General features: G+C 32.2%; 12 protein-coding genes. 11 read left to right on the forward strand and 1 reads right to left on the reverse strand.

Annotation, left to right across the window (positions count from 1 at the left end; all coding sequences use genetic code 11):
• The first annotated feature begins 12 nt into the window (after positions 1-12).
• The 5 genes from serC to HF295_RS01100 all read left to right on the forward strand — a co-directional run bounded on the left by serC (position 13) and on the right by HF295_RS01100 (position 5,362).
• Entirely contained in the window at positions 13-1,098 is a 1,086-nt protein-coding gene (gene serC, locus HF295_RS01080; protein WP_312031998.1) for a 3-phosphoserine/phosphohydroxythreonine transaminase, read from the forward strand.
• Positions 1,095-2,252, forward strand: a complete 1,158-nt coding sequence (locus HF295_RS01085; RefSeq protein WP_312031999.1) for a 3-phosphoglycerate dehydrogenase family protein — start codon at positions 1,095-1,097, stop codon at positions 2,250-2,252. The genes serC and HF295_RS01085 overlap by 4 nt, the downstream gene beginning before the upstream one ends.
• A gap of 201 nt (positions 2,253-2,453) precedes the next feature.
• A complete protein-coding gene (gene rpmG, locus HF295_RS01090; protein ID WP_312032000.1) occupies positions 2,454-2,603 on the forward strand; it encodes a 50S ribosomal protein L33 in 150 nt (49 codons plus the stop codon).
• A 53-nt stretch (positions 2,604-2,656) separates the two neighbouring features.
• Positions 2,657-3,280 carry an MBL fold metallo-hydrolase gene (locus HF295_RS01095; protein ID WP_312032001.1) on the forward strand — a complete coding sequence of 208 codons (624 nt, stop codon included), beginning with the start codon at positions 2,657-2,659 and terminating at the stop codon, positions 3,278-3,280.
• A gap of 69 nt (positions 3,281-3,349) precedes the next feature.
• Positions 3,350-5,362, forward strand: coding sequence for an HD domain-containing phosphohydrolase (locus HF295_RS01100; protein WP_312032002.1), 2,013 nt, complete (start codon positions 3,350-3,352; stop codon positions 5,360-5,362).
• Between the two features lie 29 nt (positions 5,363-5,391).
• On the opposite strand, the gene HF295_RS01105 is transcribed toward HF295_RS01100, so the two are convergent.
• A complete protein-coding gene (locus tag HF295_RS01105) occupies positions 5,392-6,210 on the reverse strand; it encodes an aldo/keto reductase (RefSeq protein ID WP_312032003.1) in 819 nt (272 codons plus the stop codon).
• A gap of 188 nt (positions 6,211-6,398) precedes the next feature.
• Between HF295_RS01105 and HF295_RS01110 the strand changes: the two genes are divergently transcribed.
• The 6 genes from HF295_RS01110 (at position 6,399) to HF295_RS01135 (ending at position 21,154) form a co-directional block, all read left to right on the forward strand.
• A complete protein-coding gene (locus HF295_RS01110) occupies positions 6,399-7,715 on the forward strand; it encodes a glycoside hydrolase family 30 protein (protein WP_312032004.1) in 1,317 nt (438 codons plus the stop codon).
• 4 nt (positions 7,716-7,719) lie between these two features.
• Positions 7,720-10,845, forward strand: a complete 3,126-nt coding sequence (locus HF295_RS01115) for a hypothetical protein (protein WP_312032005.1) — start codon at positions 7,720-7,722, stop codon at positions 10,843-10,845.
• Positions 10,846-10,857: 12 nt separating this feature from the next.
• Positions 10,858-15,459, forward strand: a complete 4,602-nt coding sequence (locus tag HF295_RS01120; RefSeq protein ID WP_312032006.1) for a carbohydrate binding domain-containing protein — start codon at positions 10,858-10,860, stop codon at positions 15,457-15,459.
• Between the two features lie 93 nt (positions 15,460-15,552).
• Positions 15,553-17,238 carry a PT domain-containing protein gene (locus tag HF295_RS01125; RefSeq protein WP_312032007.1) on the forward strand — a complete coding sequence of 562 codons (1,686 nt, stop codon included), beginning with the start codon at positions 15,553-15,555 and terminating at the stop codon, positions 17,236-17,238.
• A 54-nt stretch (positions 17,239-17,292) separates the two neighbouring features.
• On the forward strand, positions 17,293-20,277 hold the full coding sequence (locus HF295_RS01130) for an extracellular solute-binding protein (protein WP_312032008.1): 2,985 nt from the start codon (positions 17,293-17,295) through the stop codon (positions 20,275-20,277).
• On the forward strand, positions 20,267-21,154 hold the full coding sequence (locus HF295_RS01135; protein WP_312032009.1) for a carbohydrate ABC transporter permease: 888 nt from the start codon (positions 20,267-20,269) through the stop codon (positions 21,152-21,154). Before HF295_RS01130 ends, HF295_RS01135 begins: the two co-directional genes overlap by 11 nt.
• The last annotated feature ends 4 nt before the right edge of the window (positions 21,155-21,158 follow it).

Consider the following 21,158-nt stretch of genomic DNA (forward strand, 5'->3'; position numbering starts at 1 on the left):
GGAGTGAATGATATGAAAAGAGTTTATAACTTTTCAGCAGGACCAGCAGTTTTACCTGAAGCGGTATTAAAAAAAGCTGCAGAAGAATTGTATATTTATCAAGATACTGGAATGTCTGTGATGGAAATGTCACACCGTTCTAAAGCCTATTTACAAATCATTACTGATGCTGAGGCTAATCTAAGAAAGTTAATGAATGTTCCAGATAATTATAAAATACTGTTTTTACAAGGTGGAGCACACACTCAATTTTCAATGGTCCCTTTAAATTTAATGAAAAATAAAAAGGCTGATTTTATTACCACAGGTTCATGGGCTAAAAAAGCTTTGAAAGAGGCAAAAAAATACTTAAAAGCAAATGAAGTTGCATCTTCTGAAGATAAAATGTTTTCTTATATTCCAGACCTTAAAAACTTAAATTTTGATCCAGAAGCGGATTATGTACATATTTGTGAAAACAATACGATCTATGGAACTAAATATCATGAATTGCCAGATACAAAAGGTGTGGATTTAGTATCAGATATGTCTTCTTGTATTTTGTCTGAACCAATTGATGTTAGTAAGTATGCCCTAATTTATGCAGGTGCGCAAAAAAATATTGGACCTGCAGGAACAACAATAGTTATTATTAGAGAAGATTTAGTAACTAAGAATTATCCTGAATATACTCCTTTAATGTTACAATATGATATTCATGTTGAAAAAGAATCTATGTACAATACACCACCAACTTATGGGATATATATGTGTGGACTAGTTTTCAAACATTTACTTGAAAATGGTGGTATCGAAGCTATGTATGAGCACAATAAGAAAAAAGCTGCCATACTTTATGATTACTTAGATCAATCAAAAATGTTTAAACCAACAGTAGTTAAAAAAGATCGTTCATTAATGAATGTTACTTTTAACACAGGAAATGATGAATTGAATAAAAAATTCGTAGTAGAAGCTGAGAAAAATGATTTGGTAAATTTAAAAGGACACCGTTCAGTAGGTGGAATGAGAGCATCAATATACAATGCAATGTCAATTGAAGGTGTTGAAGCTTTAGTCAACTTCATGAGAAAATTTGAAAGTGAGAATTTATCATGAGAGTTTCATGCTTAAACAATATTTCCTCAGTAGGTTTAAATCATTTCACTTCTAATTATCAAATTGTTGAAGACCAAAATCAAAGCGAATTAATCCTTGTAAGATCAGCTAAAATGCATGAATATCCTATCAATGATAATTTGCTAGCAGTTGCTAGAGCTGGAGCAGGAGTCAATAATATTCCTTTGGATAAAATGGCTCAAGCTGGTGTTGTTGTTTTTAATACGCCTGGAGCAAACTCTAATGCAGTTAAAGAGTTGGTGGTTGCAGGTATGTTAATAGCATCAAGAGATTTAATCGGTGGATTTAATTGGGTTAAGGAAAACAAGAATGATCCAGACTTACAAAAAAATGTTGAAAAAGCTAAAAAAGCTTACGGTGGTAATGAAATTTTAGGAAAAACATTACTTGTCGTTGGCTTAGGAGCAATAGGCGGGAAAGTCGCCAATACTGGTGTTTCTCTAGGAATGAAAGTTTTAGGTTTTGATCCTTATTTATCAGAAAATGCTCGCCGTATGTTAGATCATAATGTTGAGATTATTGAGGACCTATATAAGGTTTATGGCGACGCTGATTTCATTTCTTTGCATTTACCATTGCTAGACTCAACTAAAAATTTTATGAATAAAGAAGTATTCGATAGATGTAAAGATAATGTCATAGTATTAAATTTTGCTAGAGATTTGTTGGTTGATAATCAAGCACTTAAAGATGCTTTATCGAGCGGAAAAGTTAAAAAATATGTTACTGATTTTCCAGATTCATTTGTTGCAAATTTAGAAAATGTGATTTACTTACCTCATCTAGGTGCATCGACTGAGGAATCCGAAGAAAATTGTGCAACAATGGCTGTTCATCAATTAATGAGTTATGTAGAAAAAGGTGAAATCAATAATTCTGTTAATTTCCCTAACATATCATTAGACAAGCTTGAAACGGAGACAAGATTGACTATACTTGCAAAAAATGATCCTGATATTGCTAGACATATTGATTCTTTAATGCATAAATTAAGCCATGCTATCAAATCAAAAGTCTCAAAAGTTAGAGGCGATTATGCTTATTATGTATTCGATATTGACAAAAAAATGCCAGAAGATATTTTAAGTAAACTTTCTCAATATGAGGGTGTATTTAAAGTAAGGATTGTATAAGACTAATGCATCAAGTTCATTGAACTTGATGCAATTTTTTTAATTTAAATTATAAATTAATTTATTAATACTAGTTTTGTTATGGTTGTGTTACATTTTTATATTTATAATTATATAAGATGTCCCTTAATAGAGTGAAAAATACTTGATTTTTTTAAGAATAAATTATACAATAGTTTATGTTGATTGGAGGAATAAATTATGGAACAAGTATTCACTTTGAGATGTGAAGAATGCAAATCAGAAAATTATCGTCATAGAAAAAACAAAAAGACACACCCTGACAAGATGGAAGTAAAAAAATATTGCCCAACTTGTAACAAACACACTGTTCACAAAGAAAGAAAATAGTTTTTAAGAGAGTATCCAATAAGGATACTTTTTCTTTCTAAGAGAGGAGATATATGTTTAAAATTAAAAAAATGACCAATCTTGATATGGATATGAACTCATATTTGTTAATCAAGCAAGATTCAGTTCTTGTCATTGATCCAGGATTCAATGGTCAGGAAATATTGAATTTTCTAAATGTAAATCAATTGAATTTATTAGCTATATGTTTGACTCACGCCCATTATGACCATATTAGAGATAGTCAAATGATTCTTGACTCTCATCATATCCCTATTTATATTCACGAAAGAGACTATGAAGCTTTGTTTAATTCGACTGCCAATTATTCTAAGACCTTTGGATTTGATTTCAAGTTAGATTTTAAGTTGAATATTGTTAAAATTCAAGATCAAGAAGAAATTCTTATTCAAGATGAACTAATTCGAGTGATTCATACACCAGGACATACCTTTGGGTCTGTTATGTATGAATATATGAATCACATTTTTTCTGGAGATACTATTTTTTATGATAGTATAGGGAGAACTGATTTATTTAGCGGAAACTTCAATGCCATTAGACGTTCTCTAAATATGATTAAGAAGAATATTTCTAACAAAAAAATGATTTGGCCAGGACATGGGAAAAATGCTTATTTAAAAGATATTAAAAGAATTAACAGGTATTTACAATAATACCTGTTATTTTTCTTGATAATACAAGTATATTTCTATATAATGAGTTTGTATATCATGGAGGAATCAATGTTACTCAATATTTTATTGCTTGGAGCAAGCAATGTTGATTTTGAAACAATAGCCTTAAATATTATGTTTTTAGTCTGGATTGCAGTTTTATATGCAGTCTTTGTTGGTAATTATTTTAAGAACAGTATTCTTAAAAAGATTGGTTTAGGTTTATTGGTTAGTAGTGTTTCCATTTTAATATTATCAGTATCATTTGAAATGATTGAAGGATATTTATTTGATACTAGAACCGTTTTATTTAGTCTATCAGGATTATTTCTAGGTTTAATTCCGACTTTGGTGATAGCGTTAGTGACTCTTGCCTATCGTTTTTATTTAGGGCACGAAGGCGTATATCTGGGTATGGTATTGATATTAATGTCTTCTAGTTATGGTTTACTATGGAAGTATTTTGTTTGGAAAAAACTGAAGGTTAATTATTTGGTTGAGTTAATAGTTTTCTCGCTTATATCAGGTTTACTACCCTTTTTACTCTTGATGGCTTGGGATTATTCCTTATTTCAACCTCATCTTAACTTTATCTATATCTTTTATTTAATCACAATACCAATTATTACTTTTCTTCTTTCATTAATTTTGCATAGACAAAAGCATTTAGCAAACTTATCAAATATGATTAATGAGCAAAGAGATTTATTAAATATAGCCATCAACAGTCCCAAAGTGATGGAAATATATGTTTTGGATAAAGATTTCAATTATTTATTATTTAATTCTTACCATGAGTATTGTATGAAAATGTATTATGGTTCGAATATTAAAGTAGGAGATTCTTTTTTAGAGTATATAAAAAATTCTGAAATGTATTCTCGATATCGATCACAAATATTTAAAGCTTTACAAGGGGTAGAGTATTCAACCATCGATGAAGTTGAAACCACTCAGGGCAAATATTATGAAAGTATGTTTACCCCAATTCGTAATGGTTCGAATGATGTGATTGGTGTTGCCATATTTTCTTATGATGTTACTAAAAGAAAAAGTTACGAAATTCACTTAGAATATTTAAATTATCATGATGCATTGACCAATGTGTATAATCGCCGTTATTATAATGAAAACATGATTACATATGATTCAATAGAAAACTATCCTCTGTGTTTAATACTCGGGGATGTAAATTCATTAAAAACTGTAAATGATGCTTTTGGACATCAAGCTGGGGATGAAATGTTAAAACAAACAGCTGATGTTCTTAAGAATATTGTTGGTGAAACTGGCTTTGTTTCACGCATTGGTGGAGATGAATTTATTGTCTTACTAAAGAATACACCTAAACACAAAGCTGAAAAAGTCATTAAAGATATCAATAGCGCTTTGGATCAAAGATCTATAGAAGGTGTTCGTTTATCTATGTCTATAGGTTATGAGATTTTAGAGCAAGGCGGAAGTGTTGAGAATACTTTTAAGCAAGCTGAAGATAAAATGTATATTAATAAGTTATATGAGCAATCGACAGATAAAAATGAAACTATTAACACTATCATGAAAGGTTTATATGAAAAAAATTCAAGAGAGGAAATGCATTCTCAAAGGGTTTCTAAATATTGTGGCATGATTGGTCAAGCTCTAAAATTACCTAAAGATAAGGTTAATTCTTTAAAAATTGCTGGAATACTCCACGATATTGGAAAAATAGCCATAGAAGACAGTATTTTAGATAAACCTGGAAAATTAACTGATTTTGAGTATGAAAGAATCAAAAAACATTCAGAGATAGGTTATCGAATTTTATCAGCTTCAAGTCAATATTTAGAAATATCTAAAGATATACTTCACCACCACGAGCATTATAATGGCAAAGGTTATCCTCGTGGTCTTAAAGGCGAAAACATTCCTTTTAATTCTCGAATTATTGCGGTGGCTGATGCTTATGATGCTATGACCTTGTCAAGACCATATCGTTCATCATTTACCAAAGAAGAAGCTATTAAGGAATTAAAGAAGTGTTCTGGCACTCAATTTGACCCTTTAATTGTTGATGCTTTCATTAAGGTTATAAATAAATAAAAATGCTGAGAAAATTCTCAGCATTTTTTTTAGTTTGTTTTTAAGTTTTCTAATACTTTTAAATCTTCTTGAGATATCTTGAAATTTACTTGTGAATTTTGAATAATTCGATCTTCATGGGTTGATTTTGGTAATGGGATAGTATCTTTTTCTAGACAGTATCTAATGCACAACTGAGCAGGTGTAACTTTGTATTTTTTACTTATTTCAACAATTGTTGGGTTTTTAAGAATTTTACCTGTAGCCAAAGGACTATAGGCTTCTACAAGGATATTGTGTTTTTTACAATAATCTAAAGTATCTTCCTGATCTCTTCCAATCCAAAATCCAATTTGGTTAACTAATGGAACAATTTCACAATGATCAATAATGTTTTGGATATCACTTGGTGAAAAGTTAGAGACACCAATGGCCCTGATTTTGCCCGCCTTATAATACTCTTCCATTGCTTTCCAAGCTTCTACATTACCTTGGTCATGTTTACTACCTATATTACTCCAAGGCCATGGGGCATGTATTAAGTATAAATCTACGTAATCAAAACCAAAATTATTTAGAGTTTCTTCAAAACTTTTTTTTGCTTCTTCATAATTCTTAATATGAGAAGGTAATTTAGAAGTGACAAAAATTTGATCTCTTGGTATCTTTGAATCTTTTATGGCTTGGCCAACTGAAGCTTCATTTCCGTATCCATTGGCTGAATCGATATGAATATAGCCGTTTTTGAGAGCATTTGTTACTGATTGATAAGCCTCGTCACCGTTTTCAATTTGCCAGGTTCCAAAACCAATTTTTGGTATTTTTACTCCATTTGCTAGTTCTATGAATTCATTTAATATTTTTGACATATAAGCCTCCTGTTGTATATTTTACATAAAATATTTACTTTGTGCAAATAAATAAGTTGAAATTTACAAAAAATAAGTGAATTTTTAAGTCAAAAAATTTTTATTATAAATTTTACGAAAACGTTATAGTAAAACGCTAACATATATGTTATAATATTTCCGAAAACGTTTTAGTGTTGGAGGTAATCGTGATAAAACATATACAATCATCTAAATATAAGAATGGGTTTCAGCGCTTAATGACGAAAACGGATCAGAAACCTAATGTAGAAATTAGTTTTAATAAAGATGTTAAATATCAGAGTATTATTGGTTTTGGTGGTGCTTTTACTGAAGCAGCTGCTTATACTTTTTATCAAATGCCAGTAGATAAGCAAAAAATTCTATTAGAGGCATATTTTAATCAAAATACTGGATTAAGTTATAACTTAGGGCGAGTATCAATACATTCTTGTGATTTTTCATTAAACAATTACACTTATGTTGATGATTTCGATGAAGGCTTAAAGAGTTTTAATATTAAAAGAGATTTATCGTATGTTATACCTATGATTCATCAAGCTGAGATGGTAAGAAATGATAGAATTAACATTCTTGCTTCTCCTTGGAGTCCTCCCGCTTGGATGAAAACCAACAATGATATGAATCACGGGGGATCATTATTAGATGAGTATAAAGATGCTTGGGCAAACTACTATCTTAAATTTTTAGAAGCGTATACTCAGCATGATGTCTCTATTTTTGCTTTAACTGTTCAAAATGAACCTGCAGCTAAGCAAATTTGGGATTCGTGTTTGTATACCAAAGAAGAAGAACGAGATTTTGTTAAAGATTACTTAGGTCCTAAATTGGCTCAAAGTAATTTTTCTGATGTCAAATTATTAATATGGGACCATAATAGAGACATCATGGTTGAGAGAGCTAAAGCAGTCTATGAAGATAAGAAAGCTAGCCAATATGTTTGGGGACTGGGTTTTCATTGGTATGTATCTGAGGCTTTTGAAAATTTAAAGAAGGTTCATGATATGTTTCCAAATAAGCATTTATTATTTACAGAAGGTACTATTGAAGGTGGCGTTCATTTACATCAGTTCGAAACTGGCGAGAGATATGCTAGAAATATGATAGGAGATTTTAGTCATTATTGTGAGGGTTATATTGACTGGAACTTATTACTTAATGAGGAGGGCGGTCCTAATCATGTTGGTAACTATTGTGATGCTCCAATTATATATGACAGGAACAATGATGAATTAATTTTTAATAGTTCTTTCTATGCTATAGGTCATTTTAGTAAATACCTTATGGTCGGTGCAAAAAGAATTGAATCTAAAACTAATCACAATGATTTAAAACAGGTTGCTTTCTTAAATCCTAATGGAGATATAGTATTTATCATTCAAAATGAAACTGAAGAAATCCATGTTGTTCATTTTGAAGATAATGAAAATAATTTCCTGATAGAAGCTAGAAGTATTTCAACTATTATATTAGAAAGTGAGTGATTATATGAAAAACTATGATTATATCGACAAACAGTTCACTGTTTATGACTACAATCATCAAAGTCCATTTGCTAATTTTTTACCTGGTGTAGCTGGCAAAATGGGGATTCCTTTATGGGTTTTTTATTCCAATAGAGGACAAGGAATTTCTGGATATGGTTTACAGGATAAAAACCATCCAATTATGGCTTTTACACCTGCCAACAAAGCTTATGAAACAGCACCTATTACAGGTTTTAGAACCTTTATTAAAGTGAATGGTCAAGTCTATGAGGCTTTTCATGTAGATTCAAAATACAAGCATAAGATGACTATTGGATTTACCTCTTTTTCTATAGAAGAAGATTTAAGTGACATTGGAATAAAAATAAAGGTTACTTATTATGGCCTTGTGAATGAACCTCTAGGTGGTTTAGTTAGAAAAGTTGAAGTCCAAAATATGAATTCTAATATTTTAGATTTGGAAATTCTAGACGGTATAGCTGAAATACTGCCGTCGGGAATTCAAAATGATGCCTTTAAATCTACATCAAATTTATTAGCCTCATGGGCTGATGTTAAACATTTAAATGACTCATTGCCTTTCTTTACTTTAAGGGCATCTACAGGAGATTCTTCACAAGTGAAAAAACATGAGTCAGGTAATTTTTATCTATCACTTTTTGATGGAAAACTCTTGAAACCGATAGTGGATCCTAATATTGTATTTGGATTTAATACTGCAAAAACAAAAGCTGATAGATTTTTAAATCATTCTTTGAAAGCGTTATCTAAAGAACCTCAAATTACAACCAATAAATTTGCTTGTGCTTTTACACCAATTGACACTAAAGTTATAGCTAATGAGTCATTGGTTTGGTATTCAGTGAGTGGATATTCATCAACATATGATGTTTTGGAGGAATATGCTCAATCAATGACAAGCAAAAATTATTTTGAAGAAAAATTAATCGAGGCAGAAAAAGAAGTTGATGTCATGATTTCTGACGTGCATACATCATCTGCTTATCCTATTTTTGATGAATATGTTAAACAAAACTACTTAGACAATATTCTTAGAGGTGGATACCCTGAACAAATTGGGAACACTATTTATCATTTGTATTCTCGTAGACACGGAGACTTAGAAAGAGATTATAATTTCTTTAGTTTAGCGCCTGAATATTATTCGCAAGGTAACGGTAATTTTAGGGATGTTTGTCAAAATAGAAGATTAGATTCTTTTTTCAATACTAAAGTAAAAGATTTTAATATAGAACATTTTGCTAGTTTAATCCAAATGGATGGATATAATCCTTTGTCTATTAATGGTATCTTGTATCAATTAGATGATTCTGTTGATAAGGATGAATTGATCGATCAATTGTTTGAAAACTCAAAAGATCTTTTAAATCAGCTTTTTGATCATCCTTTTACACCGGGTACTATTGTTAATTTCGTTGAAAGAAATAACATCAAGAGCAAACTATCTACAAAAGAATATCTAGATGTAATAATTTCTCATTCAATCCCTGCAATTCAAGCTGTCTTTGGAGAAGGATTTTGGATAGATCATTTTACCTATTTAATTGATTTGATTGAATCATTTGTGAGTATTTATCCCGAGAAGATTGAAACATTATTATATAATGAAGTTAAATATAAGTATTACGATTCACCTGTAACCATAAGAAATAAAAATGAGAAAATTATTGTTAAAGCAGATGGTGGGGTTAGACAATATGGAAGTTTAATTCATTTTGATGAGGAAAAGCTTAACAAACTAAAAATGAACCCTTATACTTCTAACTGGATTAAAGTAAAAGGGTGTGATTATAAATCCAATTTATTTACCAAGCTTTTTATACTAATTCTCAATAAGCACGCCATATTAGATCCTGAAAATTTAGGGGTTGAGATGGAAGCTGAAAAACCAGGTTGGAATGATGCGATGAATGGATTGCCAGGTTTATTAGGTTCAGGACTTGGTGAAAGTATTGAGCTCCTAAGAATTATTGATTTCTTATTAGCAAATATCATAGATGGAAAGATCGAACTTCCTCAAGAAGTGATGACTTTCTTCAACAAGTTAGTTAAAACAGATGATTATAGTGTAAGAATCAAAGCCGTTGAGGAGTATCGTCAGGCTATAAGGTTTGGTTTGAATGGTCAAATTGATTCAATGGCTTACGCTAATATAAAATCTTATCTACTTCATTTGAAAGAATTAATCCAAGATAGTATAGATAAACTTTATAAAGAAACTAATGGTTTGTTACCAACATTCTTAAGATATGAAGTAGATCAATATGAATATATAAAAGATGAAAATCTAAACAACAAGATTCATGAAGGATTTTCTTTGGTCCAACCATTGTCATATAAGAGAAAAATGTTGCCTATATTTTTAGAAGCACCTGCTAGATTATTGAAGACAAATATAGGCAAAGATAAATTACTATATATGCATGAGCAAATAAAAAAATCTGATTTGTATGATTCTAATTTAAACGTTTATAAGACTAGTGTTTGTTTAAATGAAGAATCTCATGAGATTGGAAGAATTCACGCTTTTACAAAAGGTTGGTTAGAAAGAGAAAGTAATTTCTTGCATATGACATATAAATACTTGTTGGGATTATTAAAAGCTGGATTATATGATGAGTTTTATGAGGAGATTAAAGATAATTTAGTTTGTTTTATGAAACCTGAAATATATAAACGTTCTACATTAGAAAATTCAAGTTTTATAGCTACATCTAATAATCCGGATCCTAGTATCCATGGTAAAGGCTTTTTTGCAAGATTAAGTGGGTCTACTGTAGAAGCTTTAAATATGTGGACTTTAATGATGACAGGAGATAAGCCTTTCAAATATATAGATGGAAATTTGGTATTGGATCTACAACCAAAATTACATAAGTCTTTCTTTAAAGAAGATAAGACTGTAAGTTTTACATTTTTAAAAGATATAAAAGTGACTTACATTTGCAACAATGTTGAGAATACCTATGATCGTTATGATGTAAGGAAAATAGAAGTTAAGAATGATGATGAAACAGTTATCGTTCATGAACCTCTTATAAGAGGTGATTTAGCTTCAAAAATTAGAGATGGGCATTACAAAAATTTAAATATATATATAAATTAAGAGGAGGAAAAAATGAAAAAGATTTTAAGTTTACTTTTAATGATGATGTTTGTAGTTGCTTTAGCTGCATGTGATGGCACAACTACTGAACTTACATCAACAGAAGTTCCAACAACAACGGAACAAGAAACTGATGAGCCTACACAAGCTCCAACAGAAGAACCAACAACTGTTGAGCCTACGGAAGCTCCAACAGAGGAACCTACAGAAGCTCCAACAGAGGAACCAACCACTATTGAACCTACTGAAGCTCCTACAGAAGAACCAACAACTGTTCAACCTACAGAAGAACCTACTGAAGAACCAACAGAGGTTCCAACAACAGTTGAACCAACAACAGAAGAACCAACAACAGAAGAACCAACAACTCCTGCTGATACAACACCACCTGTTATTTCTGGGGTTTCTAATGTTGAAATTTTCTTAAATACTGAATTTGATCCATTAGAAGGTGTCACAGCTATTGATAATGTAGATGGCGATATCACTGACCAAATTCAAGTTTTAAGTACTGGTTTATTAGAAAATGGTATGATTGATACTAGTAAAACTGGAACTATCTTTGTTAAATATAGAGTTGAAGATAGTGCTGGTCTAATAACCGAAAAAACTATTTATATTACAATTGTTATTGATCCATCAACAATTGGCGATGACTTTATTCAAAACGGTGACTTTAGCTTAGGCGCTGGAATTTGGTCTGTTGCTTTAAATGAAGGTGGAGATGGAGAATTTACAGTTGTAGAAGAGGGCGATAACTTAGTAGGAGCTGTTATCATTAGAGCTGCTGGTTGGAGTCCACCATTCCCACGTTTAGATTCAAATGTGGCAGAGTTTGAAAATGGCGTAACTTATGAAGTTGTTTTCAAAGCTAAAGCAGATTTACCACGTCCTATCAAAGTTCAAGTTGGACAGTTGTTGCCAAGTGCACCTTGGTTTGTTGATTACAAACCATTACAAACTGAAATTTTCGACTTAACAACTGAGTGGCAAACTTTCTCATTTAAATTTACAATGGGTCAAGATGCTGAAATTGGTGCTTTATTAGAAGGTCAATTATTATTTGAACATGGTGGTACTATTGAAGGCGAAGTTGCTGTTCCTGCAGCAAATTATGCTACAACAGTATATTATGATGATGTAACTATTGAAGTTACAACAGCAGATCCAGATGAAACTGCACCTGTATTAACTGGTGTAAAAGATTCTACTATTGAAAAAGGTTCAACTTTCGATCCATTAGCTGGTGTAAGTGCATTAGACGTAGTGGATGGCGTTATTACTTTAACTGAAGCTAATTATATTAGTGATGTAGACACTTCAGTGGCTGGAACATATACTGTAACTTATACAGTAAGTGATGCTGCTGGAAATGAAGTTACCGCAACTAGAACTATTACAGTTGTAGAATTGATTTTCAACCCTTCAACTGAAGTTGTTGATGGTACATTTACAACAACAACAGAAATAATTGCTGAAGTTCAAGATGAAAATAATAATTATGCAGATATTACTGATCCTGAAATTTGGTATCATTATGTTGCCGATTGGGATGGTGCTGCTGCAAGCGCAAGTATCGTAGATGGTGCCGCTCAATTTAATATTACAGCCTCTGGAAACAATACTTGGGGTGTTATGTTAAAACAAAGAGGTATTGCCTTAGTACAAGGTGAAACATATAAAGTTTCATTTACTGCAAGCTCAAATGTTGATAGAGATATCATGGTTACTCTAGGGGCAATTTATACAGAAACATTTAACTTAACGTCTACACCAACAACATTTAGTTTTATGTTTACTTATGAAGGTGCAAATACTATAGATGCTAAACTTGAATTCTTATTAGGAAAAACTACTAACTTTGCTGCTAGCCTTGTTACAATTGATGATGTTGAATTATCTGTATTACAACAAAATGATTTAGTTGTTAATGATAATTTTAATAATATTGGTTGGTCAACATGGGCTCAAGATTGGGGTGCAGTTGGCGGTATTGATATTCAAGTTATAAATGGTGAATTGGTTGCTGACGTGACTTCAGTTAGTGAAGCATTCTGGTCAGTTCAATTGTTCCAAGAAGGTATTGTTTTAGTACCTGGAACAGAATATACAATTACATTTGATGCAAAAGCTTCAGTTGCTAGAGATATGAATTTAGTTCTAATTGATGCAAATGCTGTAGAATTTAGACAAGTCTTTAATCTAACAACTGATATGGAAACATATACATTTACATTTACCTATGATGGAACAGCCACTTCAGGTAAGATTGATTTTGAATTAGGTAATATTTCAGAAGCATCAGTACCAGCTGTTGTAACCTTTGATAATATCACTATGTCAGATGGTACAGATCCAGTGACTGTCGTCAATGGTGATTTTGAACAAGTTATTGGTTGGTCTACATGGGCTCAAGATTGGGGCGCAGTAGGTACAGTTGATATAAGTGTTGTCAATGGTCAATTACTTGTTGATGTGGCTGCAATTAGTGAAGCATTCTGGTCTATTCAATTATTCCAAGAAGGTATTGAATTGGTTGAAGGCGCATCATACACAATCATCTTTAATGCATCTGCTTCAGTTGCAAGAGATATGAATGCAGTATTAATAGACGCTAATAATGTTGAGTTTAGACAAGTATTTAATTTAACAACTGAAATGGCAACATATGCTTATACATTTACTTATAATGGTGCAGCTACTTTAGGAAAATTAGATTTTGAACTTGGAAACATTAGTGAAGCATCAGTTCCTGCAGTTATAACATTTGAAAACATTAATATGTTTAGAAATTATAACGTCGTTGCAGAAGATCCTGAAGATCCAGAAGAACCAGTTGAAGATGTATTAGAAAGCTGGACAGCTTATGGTGATTATTCACTTGTAAATGTTTTGACTTATGGCGCTGTTCCTGAAGCTTGGTGGAATAGTAATTTACAAGGTGCATTTGCTGGATTTGATCCAACAAACACTACTTTTGATATTACTTTCATTGGTGAAGCTGGCCAAACTTATTTATTCAAAGTAGAAGGTGGCGGACAAGATGCTGAACAACTTATCACTGCTGATGGAAATCAACAAACAGTAAGTATTGATTTATCAGCAATGACAGAAGAACAAAGAGCTGGTCTTAACCTAATGGTTATTTTCGCTCAAACTTTAAATGCAACAGGAACTTTAAAAATTATGCCTATCACTGATTTAGAAGTTGAATGGATTGCTTATGGTGATATGTCACTTGCTTATGAAGTGACTTATGGTGCAGTTGCTACAGAGTGGTGGAATAGTAATTTCCAAGGTGTTATTTCTAACTTTGATGAAGCTGCTACTTCAATTGAATTCACATTCATTGGAGAACTTGACCAAGTATATTTAATTAAAATTGAAAATACAACGACTAAAGCGTTCTATGAAATTCCGGTTACAGCTACTGGAGTTGAACAAGTAGTCACTTTAGACTTATCAGGATTAGCAGAAGCTGATAGAGCAGGCTTAGATTTATTTATCATTTTCGCTCAAACAGTAGGAGAAACAGGTACTTTTAGTGTCTTAGGATGGGAAGCTATTGGTGCAGTAACTCCTGAGTGGGTAGCTTACAATGCTATTTCTGTTGAAGAAACTGAAGCTGGGGCATTAATTACTTATGATGCTGTTCCAGCAACAGTTTGGGACAATAACGTACAAAGTACTATTGCTGATTTTGATGGAACAAAAACATCTTTAGTTTTCACTGTAACAGGTGTTGCTGGCCATGAATATTTAATTAAAGTAGAAGGCGGAGGAAAATTCGCTGAAACAAGATTTTTTGCTAGCGGAGCATCAGAAGAAGTTGTTATTTCTGTAGCGGCATTATCTGAAGCTGAAAGAGCTGGTTTAAATCTTATTGTTGTATTTGTAACTGCTAGTGATGCAGCTGGGACTTTGTTGATCGAAGGTTGGGCTTATGGAGAAGAAGTTATTGTAGTACCTGCTTGGGCAGGATATGGTAATTTCACTGTAACAGAAAATGAAACTAATGTTGAAATCGTTTATGGGACTACAGCCACTAATTGGTGGGAAAATAACGCTCAAGCTTTACTTGAAAACTTTGATGGAACTAAATCATCTATTATATTTACTTTTACTGGTGTTTTAGACCATGAATATGTATTTAAAGTTGAAGGCGATCTTGCTCTAGAAGTATCTGCTATTGGTACAGGTGCAGAACAAAGTGTTGAATTATCATTAAGTACAATGACAGAAGCTCAAAGAAATACAATTGATTTATTGATTATTTTCTCAAAAACAGTTGGAGCAGAAGGTACCATGATTTTCAATGGTTGGACTTATGGAGAAGCTTCATCTGTTCAACAATTAATCACTCCTTTTGGAATGGTGATTAATGAAAGCGGAATCTTACAATGGGGAGCACTTCCTGAAGCATCAAGTTTTGAAGTATACATTAATGGTGCTACTGATCCTGCATATACTACACTTGCTGGAGATTATGATTTTGATTTAGCAGCTTTAGGATTAAGCGCTGGAACATATGATATTCAATTAAAAGCAATTGGAAATGGAACAACTTACACTGATTCAGAACTTTCAGCTGCTATAACTTACACAGTTGAATAATTATTGAATTATAGATTTTATAATTAATACTTAGTATAATTAGAGGCGGGAGACTTTGTCTCCTCCTCTAAACTAAGTTAGAAAGGATTTTATATGAAAAAAATATTAAGTTTAATATTGGTTTTCATGATTGGAATTGTACTTGTTGCTTGTACTGAAGACTTAACATTACCGATTGATACTACTCAAGAAGTGACGGAAGCACCAACTGAAAATCCAACCGAAACACCTACACAAGTGTCTACTGAACAACCTACTGAAGCACCGACAGAAGGTCCAACAGAGGAGCCTACTGAAGCACCAACAGGAGAACCAACAGAAGGTCCAACAGAAGTCCCTACTGAAGAACCAACAGAAGGTCCAACAGAGGAACCTACTGAAACTCCTACGGAAGTTCCAACAGAAGAACCTACTGATGTTCCTACAACTGTTGAAACTACAACAAATAATACAACAACTGAAGAAAATACAACTTCAGTAACAACTCAAGAAATTACCTTAACTTATGCTGATTGGGGAAATCCTGAAATTAATAGAGCTTTGGCTGATGCTTTCATGGAATTATATCCTAATATCACAGTTATTTTAAGAACAGATATTACAGGTACTGGTGGAGCATTTACACAATCTTTATTAAATGCTCAAGCAGCCGGTGTTTTACCTGATGTTTTTGTTATTGACAATGTGCCAACTGGTTATTCAAACGGTATGTTGTATGATGTTACTAATTTTTGGAACACCGATCCTGATACTCAATTAGTATATCCTAATATCAGGGATACAGCTGTTTATAATGGTACTAGATATGCTTTACCATCATTCCAATTTGTTAAAGGTATTTTCCTTAATTTAACATTGTTTGATCAATACAATATCCCAATTCCTGATAAAGATTGGACTTATGATGAGTTTGTTGATATTGCTATAGAATTTAGACAAGCTGGTATATCTGAATATATCTATGGTATAGAACCAGTGCATTATACTGGAGATTTGGATTTTGAAATTATTTGGCCGACTCAAGATTTTGCAAATATTGGTTACAATACTTGGGATGGACAAAGCTTTAATTTTAATTCACAAGCATGGATAGATGCGTATCAAGCTAAATTAGACCTATGGGCTCAAGATGTTGTTATCGATTATGGTAATTTATCTGAGGAAGAGTTGGGTGTCTATGGTGAAGGTTCTGCCTTCTTACAAGGTTATGTAGCTATGAGTATCCAAGGTTCATGGGAATTATGGTATGTAGATCATATGTATGATAATTTTGGTTATGAAGTTGGATTCTGGCCTTACCCTGGTGGAGACGCTGGACAATTCCCTCCAACAATTTTAGATTACACAGTTGTATCTTCACAAACTTCTTATCCATATGAAGCTTACTTACTTGCTAAGTATATGTCTTTTGGTAGAGAAGGCTGGATGACTAGACTAGATGCAATGGAAGCTCAAGGTATTACTTATCTTGATAGATTCCCTGTAGCTGATTACTCTGAGGTTTGGGATAGGATTATGTATGATGATTTAGGTGGTCCTAGTGATTTATTGTTCTATATTGAAGGTGTTCAAGAAAGTATTGATTTATTTGAATACTCAAAACCAGATGTTGATAAATGGTTACCAGGCTATTCTGCTTTCTGGGAGTGGGTTGGAAATGATGACAATGATTATTGGACAAAAATCAATGATGGAACCATAACTCCTGATGTTTTTGCAGCCCAATGGGAAGAAAAAATTAACGAATTTGTTCAAACTGCTCTAGAGCAATACGAGTAAAAAATAGAATAAAGCTTGTGTAAAATCAAGCTTTATTGCTTTTCGAGGTGAGGTATGAAAATTATAAAGAAACTAAACAAACCTATATATTATGTGCTTTTTACTGTGATTATCATCATTTTAATTTTCGCCATATCTAATGCCAATCGATTTAAAGACGCCACATTTAACATGTCTTATATCTCTTCATCATCTGCCTTTGATGGCCATTATTCTCATGTTAAAGAAACATGGTCTGATAACGATGTAGTAGATTTCTATCAGGAAGTTGGAGTCTTTGATATGAATGGTAATGTGGTTGATGGAAGTGGTTTTGGTGATGATGTTGACTTAATATATATGAATGAAGTTGATAATCTTACAACAATTAATCTTGATATAACATCTTCAGGGATTTATCAATTTGCTATTAATCAAAAAGATATTTCATCAAGTATTCTAGCCAATGCTATTGGTATTAAAATTAATGGTGAATATCCATATGAAGAAGCAAGAATTATTGAGTTAACTACTATTTGGTCTTTATCATCTAGTGATTTTACTAGAGATAGATATGGTAATGAAATTTTACCAAACTCATTTAAGTATGATGATTTTCATGTGCATAACCTTTATGACTCAACAGCTTTGAATTCTAGGCCTTTACAATTCTATTTAGAGGCTGGAAATAATACTATAGAAATTATTCACGAAAGTGGTGAGTTTTTATTAAAATCATTTGTAATTGAAAGCATTGAACAGATACCTTCTTATGAAGATTATCTTTTACTACATGAAGATAAAGAGATGGGATCTGATGGTGTTGTTACAATTGGAGCTGAGTCATTCACTTCGAAAACCAATCCTTCTACAAGATTAACAAGCATAAATGATCCTTCAGCAACTTCTTACGATAGTCAGTATCGTATGTTAAATGCTATTGAGGGGTATAGTTTTAGAAGTGGTAACGATACACTGACTTATCATTTTGAAGTTGAAGAAGCGGGTTTTTATTATATTAATATTAAGTATAGACAGAATTTTTTAATGCAAATGCCTGTTTTTAGAGAAATTTCAGTCAATGGTTCTGTTCCTTTTCAAGAATTAACAATGGTTGATTTCCAATACACTAATGATTATGAAAATAAGGTATTGGGTGATGATGAACCTTATAAGATTTACCTCAAGAAGGGGGATAATAAACTTTCTTTAAGAGTCGTTTTAGATCCATACAGAAATGCTTATGAGCATATTGTTACTATTATGGATGAAATAACTGCATTGAGTTTAGAGATTAAGAAACTAACAGGTAACACTGTTGATAACTATAGAAATTGGGATTTAGAAACTTATATTCCTGATATTACAGATAAGTTAGATCGTTGGATTGATACATTAGATATGATTTATACAGGTTTAAATACTTATAGTATCTATGATGAACCAGGTGAGTTAACGAATATTTCTTTAGCAAAAAATCAGTTACTTAAATTAAGAGAAGATGTAAATGATATTCCAAATAAGATGTTAATGTTGGCTGATGGAGATGCTTCTACAAGTCAATTGTTGGGAACTGTTGCTCAAATTCTTTTAGAAAACGGCTTAGACTTAGAGCAATTTAATGTTACTAATGACATAGAAGACATTCCTAGACCTAATGCCAATTTCTTTGTAAGATTCTTTGAATCAGTTAAAAGATTTTTCTTATCATTTAAGTCTAGTGATTATGCTGTTGAAGAAGTTGGAGATGATACCATTGAAATTTGGGTTAATTATCCAAGACAATATATAGAAATTATGCAACAAATGATTGATAGTGGATTTACTGATACTTATGGTATTAATGTCAAACTTTCATTAATGCCAGATGAGAATAAATTGATTTTGGCAAATGCAGCAAACAGACCACCTGATATTGCCTTAGGTGTTAATCACTGGATTCCTTATGAATTCGCTATTCGAAATGCAAGTCTTGATTTAAGACAATTTGATGGTTATGAAGAAGTGGTTAGTAAATTTTCACCGGGTGTTATGATCCCTTATGTTTTTGAAGATGGTGTATTTGGTTTACCTCAAACACAAAATTTTTGGGTAACGTTTTATCGTGAAGATATATTATCAGAATTAGGTTCATTTAGCGATGGTGATGATATAGTTATTCCAGAAACATGGGATGAAGTGATTGAAGTTTTACCAGAATTGCAAAGGTATGGAATGAATTTCTTTGAACCAATTGCTCAATATGGTGGCTTTAAACCATTTGTGGCAACCATTCCATTTATTTATCAATTTGGTGGCTCTTTATATTCAGAAGATGGTATGTCTACTTTAATTAATAGTGAAGAAAATTTACGTGGTATGAGAATGATGACCGATTTATTTACTATTTATGACTTACCTATTCAAGTGCCAAATTTTTATAATCATTTTAGGGCTGGCACATTACCAATCGGTATTGGTGACCTAGCAACTTATTTACAATTAACCATTGCAGCACCTGAAATTGCTGGTAAATGGAACATTGCACCTCATCCTGGTGTCTATAATGAAGAAGCAGGAGAAATAGAACGATGGGCTGCAAGTGGTGCCCAATCAATAATGATCTTAGCAGATACTGAGTTGCCTCAAGAGTCTTGGTCATTTATAGAATGGTGGATGAGCACAGATGTCCAAGTTTTATTTGCTCAAAGATTACAAACAACTTATGGAACTGAATTTTTATGGAATACAGCAAATTTAGAAGCATTTGCACAAACTTCACTACCAAGTGAACATTTAGAAGTTATTTTAGAACAATGGGAATACGCTATGGAAGCTTCAAGAATACCTGGAACATATATGGTTGAACGTGAAATTTCTAATGCTTGGAATACCATTATTTTTGATGATACTAATCCTAGAATTGCTATGGATGAAGCTGTGAAAACTGCTAACAGAGAAATTCTTTATCGTATGGAAGAATTTGATTATGTTGTTAATGGTCAAGTGGTGAAACCTTATATAGTGCCAACAATCTATAATATAGAACTATGGTTAAAGGAGGGTAATTATGACGAATAAAATGAATTCTCCTTTATGGTTTATAACACCTTATGTCATGTTGTTTTTTACCTTTATTATTATTCCAGTTGTTATTGCTATATTGTTATCATTTACTTATTTTAATACCATTGAAACTCCTGAGATTATTGGATTAAGAAATTATATAGAATTGATTACTAGAGATGAAGTATTCATGCAATATGTATTACCTAATACTATTAAATTTGCCTTTATTGTGGGACCAGTTGGCTATATATTAAGTTTCTTACTTGCATGGATGTTAGCTCAAATCCCTCATAAAGCAAGAACTGTATTTGCAATTATCCTTTATAGTCCTTCAATGACAGCTGGGATTGCTATGGCTGTTGTATGGACTGTTATCTTTTCAGGTAACTCGACAGGTTATTTGAATGCATTATTAATGAATTGGGGTCTAGTTCAAGAACCTATTCAGTTCCTTCAATCTCCAGACTATTTAATGACAATTATGATGATTGTATCTTTATGGGGATCAATGGGGGTAGGTTTTTTGGCTATGTTGGCTGGGATATTAAATATAGATCAAAGTTTATACGAAGCTGCTTATGTTGATGGTATGAAAAACCGTTGGCAAGAAATATTTTATATTACCATACCATCAATGAAACCACAGATGCTCTTTGGTGCGGTTATGTCTGTTGTAGGGACATTCACCGTGGGGGCTATTGGCGTTCAGTTATCCGGTGCCAATCCAACACCTCAATATGCAGGCCAATTAATGGTTAACCATATTGAAGATTTTGGTTTCATTCGATATTTAATGGGTTATGCATCGGCAGTTTCTGTAGTCTTGCTTGTAATGATTTATAGTATATCTAAGGTAACATTTAATTTACTAGGCGAAAAGAATAGGTGATTAT

This window comes from Hujiaoplasma nucleasis, from assembly GCF_013745115.1.
Classification (GTDB): Bacteria; Bacillota_I; Bacilli_A; order Izemoplasmatales; family Hujiaoplasmataceae; genus Hujiaoplasma; species Hujiaoplasma nucleasis.